Here is a 12,794-nt window from a genome sequence, read left to right as displayed (position 1 = left end):
CCGACGACGCCCTGCACCTCGAAGCGCACCGCGCCCTGCGTGCCGGCCTCGAACTCGCCCATCGTCGCGGTGGTCACCGTCGCGTCGAGCGGGCGGCGCTCCAGGGTCTCGCGGACCTCGTCCAGTTCGGGATCACGCGCGAAGCGTAGCAAGCGCTTGGTCATAGGTGCAGGCCGTTCCCGGCGCGGCCCGCCGGTCAGGGCCCGAGCCGTGCGGCGGCCAGTTCCCGCAGGTCACTGGACTTGATCTTCGCGGTGCCGGTCAGCGCGATCTCGTCCTGGCGGAAGAACAGGACGTGGCGCGGGACCTTGTAGCTCGCCAGCCGCTCCCGCAGGAACGTCCGGAGGTCCTGCGCCTCCAGGGGCCGGCCGTCATGGGGGACGACGCAGGTGACCACGACCTCGCCGAGCGTCTCGTGCGGCACCCCGACGGTCTGCGCCAGCCGCACGCCGGGGTGCGCGGACGCGGCCTCGTCGACCTCGCGCGGCGAGACGTTGGCGCCGCCCGTCTTGATGATGTCGGTGAGCCGGCCCTCCCAGTACAGGCGTCCGGCGTCGTCGAGGCGGCCGCCGTCGCCGGTGTGGAAGAAGCCCTCGCCGTCGACGGTCTCGTCGAGCGGGGTGCCGAGGTAGCAGAGCATGAGGGTGGGGCCCTTGACGCAGATCTCCCCGCGCTCGCCGCGCGGCACGACGGCGCCGGTGAGCGGGTCGACGATCTTCACGGTGACGCCGGGCAGCGGCACTCCGCTGCTCCCGGCGTGCACCTCGGGCGGCGTGTCGGCCGGGTAGCAGGTGCTGATGGTGAACGTCTCGGTGTTGCCGTAGGCGCGGCCCGGCTCGTACCAGACGGTGGTGACGGTGGGGTGGCGCGCGACCGGGGTGGCGTGGTCGACGAAGCGCAGGCCGCTGAGGTCGGCGTCCGCCCAGTTGGGGGCCGCTTCGAACTGCGCCCACTGGTGCGGCCAGGCGAACGGGAAGTTGACCCGTTCCGCCTGCATGAGGTCGAGCGCCTCGGCCGCGTCGAAGGTGGGCTGCAGCACGAGCGCGCCGCCGGCGGCGAGGGTCGAGCCGAGCGACATGGCGAAGTTGCCGGACCAGAAGTAGCCGTTCGCCGTCCAGCTCCGGACGTCGTCCTCCGGGCCGAACCCGTACAGCCGCCGGAAGCGCCACATCTGGACGCAGACGCCGCGGTGCGCGCTGAGGATGCCCTTCGGCCTGCTGGTGGAGCCCGACGAGAAGAACAGCACAGCCGGATCGCCGGGGCGCGTGGCCGCGGCGGCGGCCTCGATCAGTTCGCGCGATTCCGCGACGCCGCGGGTAAGGAACGCGTCCCAGGCGTCGACCGCCCCGCCCGGCGCGGCGTCGCCGACGGCCGCGAGATGGCGCAGGTACGGGTACCGCGCCGACCGCAGCCCGCCCGGCGCCGCCGTGCCGATCTCCGGTTCGAGCCCGGTCAGGACGGCCGCGAAGTCCGTCTTCAGCACGGTGCGCTCGAAGAGCAGCACCGAGACGCAGGACACCTGGAGCAGGTGGTCGAGTTCGGGAGGCGTGGAGAAGGTGCTGAGCGTGACGGCCACGCCGCCGGCGAGCGACACGCCGAAGACGGCGGCGATCCATTCGGGCCGGTTCGTCATCAGGACGCCGACGCGGCCGTCCTTGCCCAGGCCGCACGCGCGCAACGCGCGAGCGACCTCGATCGCGCGTTCCCAGAGCTCGGCGTACGTCCAGCGGACGGTGCCGTCCGGCCCTCGCAGGACGACCGCCTCGCGGTCGCCGTACATCTCCGTGACTTCCCGTAGGAAGCCGGGAAGGGTGAGCGGGCCGAGGCCCGGCTCCTCGCTCAGCGGCGCCCCCGCCGCGATCGAAAGGGGCCGTTCCGATCCGTTTCCCGTCGCGGCATCCATCGCTCGCCTCCGTCCGGCAGCGCTAGAACGGCAGCTCGATCTCGGCGGTGCAGGTCACCAGCACTCCGCCGTCCTGGTCGGTGAGGCGCAGCTTCACCTGGACGAGCGGGACCCCCCATTCCGACTCGGTCCTCTTGTCGATGACCTCCGCGTCGAAGTACGTGACGTCACCTTCGAACGCGGGTCCTCGGAAGTCCGCCTTGGAATGGCGCACCATGCCCTTGTGGCCGGCCCAGTAGGCGAGGTAGTCGGTGCACCACGCGCCCATCGTCGCGCCATAGCCGTAGGCCCGCGCCATGCCGACCTCGCTCGCCCGCTCGGCGTCGATGTGGCCGCGCGACGGGCCGACGTACAGGCCGTCCCGCTTGCGCGGGTCGATCCTGGCGTCCTCCTCGTCGAAGCGGAAGTCGTCGCCCCAGCCGGGGTCCTGGTTGACCCACGGGTCGTCGACGCCCGGGGGAGCGACCCAGTGGAAGGTGCCCCAGATGTTGAAGAGGAACGCCCGGTACTCGGTGGTGAAGGAGGCGATGCTGTGCGGGCCGATGACGCGGCGCGGCAGCCGGTCGCCGACCTTCACCTCTTCGAAATGGGGTGACGCGCCCGCACGGTTGGATTCGAGCCAGGCCCGCCGCACCTTCTCGATCTCGGCGAGTTCGTCTGCCGTCCAGCGCTTGATCTCGCCGAGCCGGTCCTCGTACATGCCGCGCTTGCGCGCCTCCTCGTAGAGGTAGCGGATCGCGGTCGACCGCTCGCGCGCCACCAGCACGCCGTTCTGGTTGGTGTGGACGGTGTCGCCCCGCGAGAACATGGTCGGCCCGGCGAACCTTGTCTCGGTCACCTTGTAGTCGTGGAAGCGCCGTTCCTGGAACAGCTTGTCGCCGGGGCGGACGGGGCAGCCGTAGAACCACCACTCCTCGCCGCCGAAGATCAGGTGGCTGCCGGGGATGCGGCCGACGCACGCGGGCGCCGCGCCGTGCCCGTAGTCCAGCGCCACCGCGATGGACTGCGGCGCGACGATGCCGCCGAATCCCGACTCGCGGGCGAACTCCTCGTCCCAGTGCAGCGGGTTGGGGTAGTCCATCGCCATCACCCAGCGGCGGATGTCGGAGGAACTGCACGGGTCCCACAACTGGCCGCCGCCGACCGGCAGGCCGACGCGGTGGTCGACGTCGGAGAGGTCGAGGGCGGGCTTGCTGGACTCTGCGCTCACGGGTGCTCCCGGCTGTCGGCTAGCGGTTGACGTCGACGACGATGCGGCCGCGGACGCCGCCTTCGAGGAGCAGGCCGGCCGCGCCGATGGCGTCCGGCAGCGCGACGTCCTGGGCGATCTCGTCGAGGACGTCCGGTGGCAGGTCGCGGGCGAGGCGGTCCCAGGCGGCCATGCGCGGCCGGGCGGGCGCCATGACGCTGTCGATGCCGATGAGTGCCACTCCGCGCAGGATGAACGGCGCGACGGTCGCGGGCAGGTCCATGCCGTGGGCCAGGCCGCACGCGACGACCGTGCCGCCGTAGCGGGTCCGCGCGCACGCGTTCGCCAGGATGTGGCTTCCGGCGGAGTCGATGACGCCGGCCCAGCGCTCCTTCTGCAGCGGCTTGCCGGGCGCGGCCAGTTCGGCGCGGTCGAGGACGGCCGCGGCGCCGAGCCGCCGGAGGTAACCGCCCTCGGACGATTTGCCGGTCGCGGCGGCGACGCTGAAGCCGGCCTTGCTCAGCAGGGCGATCGCGATGCTGCCGACGCCGCCGGTCGCCCCGGTCACGAGGATCTCGCCCTGGTCGGGGCGGACGCCGCGGTCCACGAGCGCGTTCACGCACAGGCTCGCGGTGTAGCCCGCGGTGCCGATCGCCATCGCCTGCCGTGGCGTGAAGGGAGGGGGCAACGGGACGAGCCAGCCCCCGTCGAGGCGCGCCTGCTGGGCGAGGCCGCCCCAGTGCCGCTCGCCCACGCCCCAGCCGTTGAGCACCACCAGGTCGCCCTTCTCCCACCCGCGATGCGTGCTCTCGGTGACCACGCCCGCGAGGTCGATGCCGGGGACCATCGGGAAATCGCGCACCACGGGGGAGCGGCCGGTGATGGCGAGGGCGTCCTTGTAGTTCAGCGTGGAGTAGGCGACCTCGACGCTGACGTCCCCTTCGGGGAGTTCCGCCTCGTCCAGCGTCGTGAGCGCGACCGTCCGTCCGGCCTCGCCCTGGTCGATGAGAATCGCCGAGAACACCTGATGGTCCGCCCTTCCTCGTCCCCTCGGGGCCGGGGTGCCGGCCTGCGCGCCGCGATGGCCCGGCGCGGCCCGCATCGTAACCACGTCCTCGCCATCATTACAAGGATTGCAAGACTATTGCGTTCAACTGTCCCGGTCGTTAGATTCGCTCGATATGAGAGGTCGGTTCTCACAGGATGAACCGGCGTAACCGCAGCGTCGAGGCTGCTGGAGGTCGGTCGCCATGGCGGGTGCGAAGGCGCGGTACACCGGTGCGGCCCCGGTCGGCCTCGCCGACGGGTGGAGCCTGGAGCGGCTCGCTCCACCGAGCCGGCTGTTCGGCGCGAACGGCCTGCGCACCGGCCCGGACGGCCGCGTCTACGTGGCGCAGGTGGCGGGCAGCCAGATCAGCGCGCTCGACGTCGACACCGGCGACCTGGAGACGATCAGCGCCCAAGGCGGCGACGTCGTCGCGCCCGACGACGTCGACTTCGGACCCGAGGGCGACCTCTACATCACCGAGTACTACGACGGCCGCGTCAGCGTGCGCGGCGCCGACGGCGCCTCCCGCGTGCTGCGCGACGACCTGCCGGGCGCGAACGGCATCACCTTCCACCAGGGTCGGCTGTTCGTGAACGAGTGCCGGATCGGCGGGCGCCTGATGGAGCTCGACCTGAACGGCGGGGCGCCCCGGGTGCTGCTGGAGAACCTGCCGATGCCGAACGCCATGGAGGTCGGGCCGGACGGCATGCTGTACTACCCGACGCTGGGCGGCAACGACATCTGGCGCATCGACCCGGACGGCGGCGAGCCCGAGCGGGTGGCGGCGGAACTCGGCGTCCCGGACGCGGTGAAGTTCGATGCCGCGGGCCGCATCGTCTCCACCCAGGTCGGCAGCGGCGAGGTGCTGCGGATCGATCCCCGCAACGGCGAGCGCACCGTCCTCGCGACCGTCGCCCCCGGCCTGGACAACCTGACCTTCGTCGACGGGCGCCTGTTCGTCTCGGGCTTCACCGGGCAGATCACCGAGATCCTCGGCGGCGGACGGACCCGGGCGGTCCTGCCGGAGGGGCTGACCTGGCCGCTGGACCTCACCGTCGACGCCGGCGGCGTGCTGCACGTCGCCGACGGCACCTACTTCCACAGGTTCACGCCCGGCACCGGACTGGAGGTGCTGGGCATGCTGTTCAGTCCCGGCTGGCCGGGCTACATCCGCGGGGCCGCGGCCGTCGGGCAGGGCGCGTTCGCCGTCACCACGTCGAACGGCCAGATCGCCCGGTGGACGCCGGCGCGCGGCGAGCACCAGGTGCTGGCCGGGGAGAGCGAGCCGTTCGACCAGCTCTACGGCATCGCCGTCGGGCCCGGCGGCGACGTGGCGGCCGCCGAGCTGGGCACCGGACGCGTGGTCTCGGTGCGGTCCACGGGCGAGGTGACGACCCTGGCCTCGGGGCTGGACCGGCCGATGGGCGTCGCGTTCGCCGCAGACGGCACCTGCCTGGTCTCCGAGTCCGGCGCCGGACGGGTCGCCTCGATCACCGGCTCCGGCCCGGTCGCCGTGATGGACGGGCTGGCCGCGCCGCAGGGCATCGCGGTCCGCGCCGGGACCCTCTTCGTCGTCGACGCGGAGACGAAGACGCTGGTCGCCGCCTCCCTCGACGGCCGGTCCCGGACGACGATCGCCCGCGACCTGCCGGTGGGCCCACCGCCCGGAGTGGATCCGAAGCCGCTGAAGGGCCTGCCGCCGTTCAGCGGGCCGCAAGGCCTGTTCGCGGGCGTCGCGGCAGGGCCGGACGGCACCGTCTACGTCTCCGGCGACGCCGAGGGCAGCGTCCTGGCGCTCCGCGATCTCCGCGGCGGCGACCTCCGGAAAGGTGACCTCGGATGAAGCACGATCTGCTCGGTCTGGACGGACGCGTCGTCATCGTCGCCGGTGCGGGCGGCGGCGGAATCGGCACCGCGACGACGGCCCTCATCGCTCGCGCCGGGGCGACCGTGGTCGCGGTGAGCCGGCGGCGCGAGAACCTCGCCGAGCACGTCGGTCCGCTGGCGGACGAGGGGCTGCCCGTCGTCCCGGTCCCGGCCGACGTGTCCACCGCCGACGGCGTCGCGGAGGTGATGGAGCAGGCCGCGAAGGCCGGCGGCGACCTGCACGGCCTGGTCAACGTCGCGGGCGGCGCCGCCCCCGCCACCTGGATGCCCGCCACCCGCGTCACCCGCGACGACTGGCGGGCGCTGTTCCACCAGAACCTGGAGACGATGTTCTTCATGAGCCAGGCCGTAGCCGCCGAGCTGAAGGCGCGGGGCCGTCCGGGCTCGATCGTGTCGCTGTCGTCGATCAGCGGCATGAACACGGCGCCGTTCCACATCGCCTACGGCACCGCCAAGGCGGCGCTGGTGGCGGCGACCCGCACGATGGCCGTGGAACTGGCCCTCGACGGCATCCGGGTGAACGCCGTCGCGCCGGGGGTGACCGAGACCCCGGCGTCCGGCACCTACGTCGACGAGGACCCGGAACGCGACCGCCACGCCATCGCCATGGGACGGCGCGGGCGCCCCGAGGAGCAGGCGGGCGCCGTCCTCTTCCTGCTGTCGGACCTGTCGTCGTACATCACGGGGCAGACGCTCCTGGTCGACGGCGGCCTCAACCTCAAGTGGACCCACCTGGGCGCCGACAACACGTCCCTCTTCCTCAAGGACGAGGGCTTCCGCGACGCCATCACGCACTGACCCCACGGCCCGGCACCTGCCCGGATCTCCGACGCATCCCCGACGCGGGTTGGAGGAAGTCATGAGCGAGACCCTCGAGAACGTCCCCGAAGCCGCATCCACGGAACCGCTGTCGGAGCCGATGACGATCGGCGTGGAGGCGTACGTCTCGGAGGAGTACGCCCGCGCCGAGGGGGACCGGCTGTGGAGCAGGGTGTGGCAGCAGGTCGCCCGGGTCGAGGAGCTGCCCGCGGCCGGCGACTGGCTCACCTACGACATCGCCGACGACTCGATCATCGTCGTGCGCACGGCGAAGGACCGGTTCCGCGCGTACCACAACGTCTGCTCGCACCGCGGCCGGCGGCTGGTGGACACCCCGCCCGGCGCGCACGACGCCCGCGGCCACGGCCGCCAGTTCGTGTGCGGGTTCCACGGCTGGCGGTACGGCATCGACGGCGACTGCACCCACGTCCCCGAACGCGAGGACTGGCCGTGCGGGCTGACCGACGAGCGCATCGCGCTGAAACAGGTCGCCGTCGACACCTGGGGCGGCTGGGTCTGGATCAACATGGACCCGGACTGCGAGCCGCTGCGCGACTTCCTCGAACCCGCAGCCACCCTGCTCGACCCGTTCCACCTGGAGAACATGCGCTACCGGTGGCGGCGCTGGCTGGTCTTCGACTGCAACTGGAAGGTCGCCTTCGAGGCGTTCATGGAGACCTACCACGTCCCTTACACGCACCCGGAGTTCATGAAGTTCGGCGGGTTCCTCGGCTGGGCCCGCTCGCACGGCAGGCACAGCAACATCGGCTACGACGCGCCGAAGAGCATGGACGAGAACCAGGCCAAGCTGCGCCTCGGCACCGGCGACGACCCGCGCGTGTCGACGGCCGAGCTGCAGAGCTTCACCTGGGAGAACGCCAACACCAACACCACCTGGACGCTGGTCGAGGTGGCGCAGGAGCTCGTCAAGGACCTGCCCGAGGGCACCCCGGCGCCCGAGGTGCTCGCGCACTGGCTGTCCACGGCCCGCGCGAAGGACGCCGAGCGCGGCGTGGTCTGGCCGACCGTCCCGCCGGAGATCACCGCGAAGGCCGGCACGGCGTGGCAGATCTTCCCGAACTTCCAGATCGGGCACGCGCCCAACAACATGCTCTGCTACCGGTTCCGGCCGTACGGGCACGACCCCGACAAGTGCGTGTTCGAGGCGGCCGTCTACGAGCTGTTCCCGCCCGGTGAGGAGCCCGAGACAGAGTGGATCCACACACCGGAGGACGACCCCGGCTGGCGCACCGTCCTGCCGCAGGACTTCTCCAACATGGCGGCCGTCCAGCAGGGGATGAAGTCGCGCGGCTTCTCCGGTCCCAAGCCCAACCCGTGCCGCGAGCGCAGCGTGGTGAACCTGCACCACAACCTCGCGAAGTACATGGGCACCGGCGCGCCGCGCGACCTCGCCTGAGCCGCCCACCCGCACCGACGTGACGGCGGACGACCCGGAGTCACCGCCCCGAGCCGAGGAATCACTGGATGCCGCACGAATGCGCGCCGACGCCGACCCCCGAGGTCGACCGCGACGCCCTCCGAGAGAAGTACCTGTCCGAGCGCGACAAGCGCCTGCACCCCGAGGGGCGCGGCCAGTACGTGGTGACCGAGGGGGAGTTCGCGGACTTCTACGAGTCCGACCCGTACCTGCCGGTCCAGCCCCGCGAGCCGATCACCGGCGACGTGGACGCGGTGGTGCTCGGCGCCGGTTTCTCCGGCCTCGTCACCGCGGCGCGGATCAAGCAGGCCGGCGTCACGGACCTGCGCGTCGTCGACTGGGCGGGCGACTTCGGCGGCGCCTGGTACTGGAACCGGTATCCGGGGATCCAGTGCGACACCGACAGCTACTGCTACCTGCCGCTGCTCGAAGAGGTCGGGTACATGCCGAAGCAGAAGTACGCCTTCGGCGACGAGGTGTACGAGCACTGCCAACGCATCGCCAAGCACTTCGGCCTCTACGACAACGCGCTGTTCCACACGCTGGTGACCTCGCTCGAATGGGACGAGTCGATCGGCCGCTGGCGGATCGGCACCAACCGCGGGGACGGCATCACGGCCCGCTTCGTCGCCATGTGCCAGGGACCGTTCAACCGCCCGAAGCTGCCCGGCGTCCCCGGCCTCACCGAGTTCGAGGGGCACACCATCCACACCGCACGCTGGGACTACGACTACTCCGGCGGCGACATGAGCGGCGGGCTCAGCGGCCTGGCCGGCAAGAAGGTCGCGGTCATCGGCACCGGCGCGAGCGGCGTCCAGGTGATCCCGCACATCGCCCGCGCCGCCGAGCACCTGTACGTCTTCCAGCGGACGGCGTCGACCATCGACGAGCGCGGCGACGTCCCGACCGACCCGGAGTGGGCGAAGACGCTGCGTCCGGGCTGGCAGGAGGAGCGGCGCCGCAGCTTCCACACCGCGGCGTTCGAGGCGTTCGGGCCGGGCCAGCCCGACCTGGTGTGCGACGGCTGGACGGAGATCAGCCGCAACCTGGCCGCGCACCTGGACGAGACGGACGGCTGGGCCGCGATGGCCGACCCCGCGACGTTCATGGAGCTGCGCGAGCTCGTGGACTACCGGGTGATGGAGCGGCTGCGCCGCCGCGTCGACGCGCTCGTCGACGACCCGGAGACCGCCGAGATCCTCAAGCCCTACTACCGCTTCCTGTGCAAGCGGCCGTGCTTCAACGACCAGTACCTGCCGACGTTCAACCGCCCGAACGTCACGCTCGTCGACGTGTCCGAGACCAAGGGCGTCGAGCGCATCACACCGAAGGGCATCATGGCGCGCGACGTCGAGCACGAGGTCGACTGCATCGTCTTCGCCAGCGGCTTCGAGATCACCACCGACCTCGACCGGCGGTTCGGCATCCAGCCCTTCGCGGGACGCGGCGGCGTGTCGCTGTACGACCACTGGGCCGACGGGTACCGCACCCTGCACGGCATCACCACGCACGGCTTCCCGAACCTGTTCTTCACCGGGTTCCTGCAAGGCGGCGTCACCGCGAGCACGACGGCGATGTTCGAGCAGCAAGCCCGGCACATCTCCTACCTGATCGCCGAGACGCTGGCGCGCGGCGCCACGACCGTCGAGCCGACCGCCGACGCCCAGGCCCAGTGGTGCAGGACGGTCAAGGAGACCGCCGTCGACAACAGCACGTTCGAGCGGGAGTGCACGCCCGGCTACTACAACGGCGAGGGCGAGAAGAAGATCCGCTCGCATCTGGGCGAGCCCTATTGGCCGGGCTTCTACGCCATGGAGGACCTGCTGCGGGCGTGGCGCGACGCCGGCGACACGGAGGGCATGGTCGTCCATGGCTGACCTCGGGTTCGACGGCCGCGTCGCCGTCGTCACCGGCGCAGGCCGCGGACTCGGGCGCGCCTACGCCCGGCTGCTCGGCGCGCAGGGCGCCAAGGTAGTCGTCAACGACCCGGGCGGCGCGATGAGCGGCGAGGGCACCGACCCCGGCCCGGCGGACGCGGTCGTCCGGGAGATCGAGGAGGCCGGGGGAGAGGCCGCCGCCAGCCACGCGTCCGTCGCGACGTTCGAGGGCGGCCGGGCCATCATCGACGCGGCGCTCGACCGCTTCGGCCGGATCGACGTGCTGGTCCACAACGCGGGGAATCACCGTCCGGCGCCGCTCGCGGAGATGACGTCCGAAGACCTCGACGCCGTGCTGGACGTTCACCTGCGCGGCGCTTTCAACGTCGTCCGGCACGCGTTTCCCGCCATGTGCGCCGCCGGATACGGGCGCGTCGTGCTGACCTCGTCGATCGGCGGCCTGTACGGCAACCACCGTGTCGCCAACTACGCGATGGCGAAGGCGGGCGTGATCGGGCTGTCGAACGTGGTCGCGCTCGAAGGCGCCGAACACGGCGTGAAATGCAACGTCATCGCCCCCGCCGCCGTCACCCGGATGGCCGCGGGCATCGACACCTCCGCCTACCCGCCGATGGAACCCGAGCTCGCGGCGCCCGCCGTCGGCTGGCTCGCGCACGAGTCCTGCTCGATCACCGGCGAGATGCTGGTGGCGATCGCCGGACGGGTCGCGCGGGCGTTCGTCGGCGAGACCCCGGGCGTGCACCGGCCGTCCTGGACGATCGACGAGGTCGGCGAGCGGATCGCGGAGATCCGCGACGCCCGCGACCCCTGGATCCTGCCGGTCGTCCCCTCGGCGCACAACGACCACATCAGCAGGAGCTTCGCGATGGCGAGCCCCACAACGGCCAAGGAGGGCTAGCCGCCATGGCGGTCAAGGTCTACGAACGCATCCTTCAGCTCTTCGAGGCCGAGGGGATCAGCACCATCTTCGGCATCCCCGATCCGAACTTCGTGCACCTCTTCCACCTCGCCGAGGAGCGCGGCTGGAACGTGGTCGCCCCGCACCACGAGGAGGCCGCCGGGTTCATGGCGGAGGCGGTGTCGCGGATGACGGGGAAGCCGGCCGTGTGCATCGGCACGCTCGGCCCCGGCATGGCGAACATGGCCGGGGCGATGATGTGCGCCAAGGTCGAGAACTCGCCGGTCGTGTTCCTCGGCGGGCAGCGGGCCCGCATCACCGAGCAGCGGGTGCGGCGCGGCCGCATCCAGTTCGTCAAGCAGTCCGAGCTGTTCGCGCCCTCGGTGAAGTACGCCGCCAGCATCGAGTACGCCGACCAGGCCGACGAGATCGTCCGCGAGGGGCTGCGGAAGGCGCTGTCGGGCACGCCCGGGCCCGTCTACATCGAGTACCCGTCGCACGTGATCCAGGAGGAGCTGGACGTCCCGCCGGCGACGCCGCCCGAGACGTACCGCCTGGTCGGGCAGACGGCGGGCCCGGGCAAGGTCGCCGAGGCAGCGGAGGCCGTACGGGCGGCGAAGCAGCCGATCCTCCTCGTCGGCCACGGCGTCCACACCGCTCGCGCGGGGGAGCAGGTCAAGCAGCTCGCCGACCTGATGGCATGCCCGGTCATCCAGACGTCCGGCGGCACCTCCTACATCAAGGGACTGGAGGACCGCACCTGGTCCTACGGCTTCTCGCCGTCGGCCGTCGACGCGGTCGTGAAATCGGACCTGTGCCTGGCGATCGGCACCGAACTGGGAGAGCCCGTCCACTACGGGCGGGGCCGGCATTGGCTGGAGAACGCCGCCGGACGCACGTGGATCCTCGTCGAGCAGGACCCCGGGGCGATCGGCGTCAACCGCCCCATCGACATCCCGCTGGTCGGCGACCTGCGCGCGGTCGTCCCGCAGCTCGTGGACGCGCTCGCCGGCTCGCCGCGCACACCGTCCCCGGAGCTCGCCGGCTGGATCGAGCAGGACGCGGCGCGGCTCGCGGACCTGGCGGAGACGGCCCCGTCCGGCCGGTCGCCCGTCCACCCCGCGCGGCTCGTCGTCGAGGCGACCAAGGCCTTCCCGCCGGACGGGATCATGATCCGCGACGGCGGCGCCACCACGATCTTCGGCTGGACGTACTCGCAGGCCAAGCCGCACGACGTGCTGTGGAACCAGAACTTCGGCCACCTCGGCACCGGGCTGCCCTACGCCGTGGGCGCCGGGGTCGCCGACGGCGGCGCGCGCCCGCTGATGCTGATCACCGGCGACTCGTCGTTCCTGTTCCAGATCGCGGAGCTGGAGACGGCGGCCCGCCTGAACCTGCCGCTGGTGTGCGTCGTGGCCGTCGACCACGCGTGGGGCCTGGAGGTGGGCGTCTACAAGCGCACCTTCGGGCAGGAGGCGCGGATGCCCGGCGTGCACTGGAGCACCGGCACCCGGCTCGACAAGGTCGCCGAGGGCTTCGGCTGCCACGGCGAATACGTCGACCGCGACGCGGACATCGCCCCCGCCATCAAGCGCGCCTACGCGAGCGGGAAGCCGGCGGTCGTCCACGTCGCGGTCGACCCCAAGGCGAACTCGGAGGAGATGCCGAGCTACGCCGAGTTCCGGACCTGGTACGCGGAAGGGATGCAGTGACG

General features: G+C 71.9%; 9 protein-coding genes. 6 read left to right on the top strand and 3 right to left on the bottom strand.

The annotated features are described in order from the left end of the window. Window positions 1-196: 196 nt before the first annotated feature. The 3 genes from ABT299_RS45825 to acuI are packed head-to-tail and all read right to left on the bottom strand — an operon-like array spanning window position 197 to window position 4,116. Window positions 197-1,903 carry a class I adenylate-forming enzyme family protein gene (locus ABT299_RS45825; protein ID WP_500254643.1) on the bottom strand — a complete coding sequence of 569 codons (1,707 nt, stop codon included), beginning with the start codon at window positions 1,901-1,903 and terminating at the stop codon, window positions 197-199. 22 nt (window positions 1,904-1,925) lie between these two features. Beyond that, window positions 1,926-3,113 carry a MaoC family dehydratase gene (locus ABT299_RS45820; protein WP_500254642.1) on the bottom strand — a complete coding sequence of 396 codons (1,188 nt, stop codon included), beginning with the start codon at window positions 3,111-3,113 and terminating at the stop codon, window positions 1,926-1,928. Between the two features lie 19 nt (window positions 3,114-3,132). After that, complete coding sequence (acuI, locus tag ABT299_RS45815) at window positions 3,133-4,116, bottom strand: acrylyl-CoA reductase (NADPH) (protein WP_500254641.1); 984 nt, start codon at window positions 4,114-4,116, stop codon at window positions 3,133-3,135. A 226-nt stretch (window positions 4,117-4,342) separates the two neighbouring features. On the opposite strand from acuI, the gene ABT299_RS45810 reads away from it, so the two are divergent. The 6 genes from ABT299_RS45810 (at window position 4,343) to ABT299_RS45785 (ending at window position 12,792) form a co-directional block, all read left to right on the top strand. After that, the gene (locus ABT299_RS45810; protein WP_500254640.1) at window positions 4,343-5,983 is read left to right on the top strand and encodes an SMP-30/gluconolactonase/LRE family protein; all 1,641 of its coding nucleotides are present in this window, start codon (window positions 4,343-4,345) and stop codon (window positions 5,981-5,983) included. Beyond that, on the top strand, window positions 5,980-6,825 hold the full coding sequence (locus ABT299_RS45805) for an SDR family NAD(P)-dependent oxidoreductase (RefSeq protein WP_500254639.1): 846 nt from the start codon (window positions 5,980-5,982) through the stop codon (window positions 6,823-6,825). Before ABT299_RS45810 ends, ABT299_RS45805 begins: the two co-directional genes overlap by 4 nt. A 61-nt stretch (window positions 6,826-6,886) precedes the next feature. Beyond that, the gene (locus tag ABT299_RS45800; RefSeq protein ID WP_500254638.1) at window positions 6,887-8,263 is read left to right on the top strand and encodes an aromatic ring-hydroxylating oxygenase subunit alpha; all 1,377 of its coding nucleotides are present in this window, start codon (window positions 6,887-6,889) and stop codon (window positions 8,261-8,263) included. Between the two features lie 68 nt (window positions 8,264-8,331). Beyond that, window positions 8,332-10,161: a flavin-containing monooxygenase gene (locus ABT299_RS45795; RefSeq protein ID WP_500254637.1), complete on the top strand. Its 1,830-nt coding sequence runs from the start codon at window positions 8,332-8,334 to the stop codon at window positions 10,159-10,161. Then, on the top strand, window positions 10,154-11,080 hold the full coding sequence (locus ABT299_RS45790; protein ID WP_500254636.1) for an SDR family NAD(P)-dependent oxidoreductase: 927 nt from the start codon (window positions 10,154-10,156) through the stop codon (window positions 11,078-11,080). The genes ABT299_RS45795 and ABT299_RS45790 overlap by 8 nt, the downstream gene beginning before the upstream one ends. 5 nt (window positions 11,081-11,085) lie before the next feature. Then, window positions 11,086-12,792, top strand: a complete 1,707-nt coding sequence (locus ABT299_RS45785) for a thiamine pyrophosphate-binding protein (RefSeq protein WP_500254635.1) — start codon at window positions 11,086-11,088, stop codon at window positions 12,790-12,792. Window positions 12,793-12,794: the final 2 nt, after the last annotated feature.

The organism is Spirillospora sp. NPDC000708 (assembly GCF_040299565.1).
Classification (GTDB): Bacteria; Actinomycetota; Actinomycetes; order Streptosporangiales; family Streptosporangiaceae; genus Spirillospora.
Note: the sequence above shows the minus strand (reverse complement) of the source record. Positions and strands in the feature narration are given on the sequence as shown.

What these genes read in the sequence shown, in the direction of transcription:
- ABT299_RS45825 (WP_500254643.1), bottom strand. Translation starts at nt 1,903, where the DNA reads ATGGATGCCGCGACGGGAAACGGATCGGAACGGCCCCTTTCGATCGCG.
- ABT299_RS45810 (WP_500254640.1), top strand. Translation starts at nt 4,343, where the DNA reads ATGGCGGGTGCGAAGGCGCGGTACACCGGTGCGGCCCCGGTCGGCCTC.
- ABT299_RS45805 (WP_500254639.1), top strand. Translation starts at nt 5,980, where the DNA reads ATGAAGCACGATCTGCTCGGTCTGGACGGACGCGTCGTCATCGTCGCC.
- ABT299_RS45800 (WP_500254638.1), top strand. Translation starts at nt 6,887, where the DNA reads ATGAGCGAGACCCTCGAGAACGTCCCCGAAGCCGCATCCACGGAACCG.
- ABT299_RS45795 (WP_500254637.1), top strand. Translation starts at nt 8,332, where the DNA reads ATGCCGCACGAATGCGCGCCGACGCCGACCCCCGAGGTCGACCGCGAC.
- ABT299_RS45790 (WP_500254636.1), top strand. Translation starts at nt 10,154, where the DNA reads ATGGCTGACCTCGGGTTCGACGGCCGCGTCGCCGTCGTCACCGGCGCA.
- ABT299_RS45785 (WP_500254635.1), top strand. Translation starts at nt 11,086, where the DNA reads ATGGCGGTCAAGGTCTACGAACGCATCCTTCAGCTCTTCGAGGCCGAG.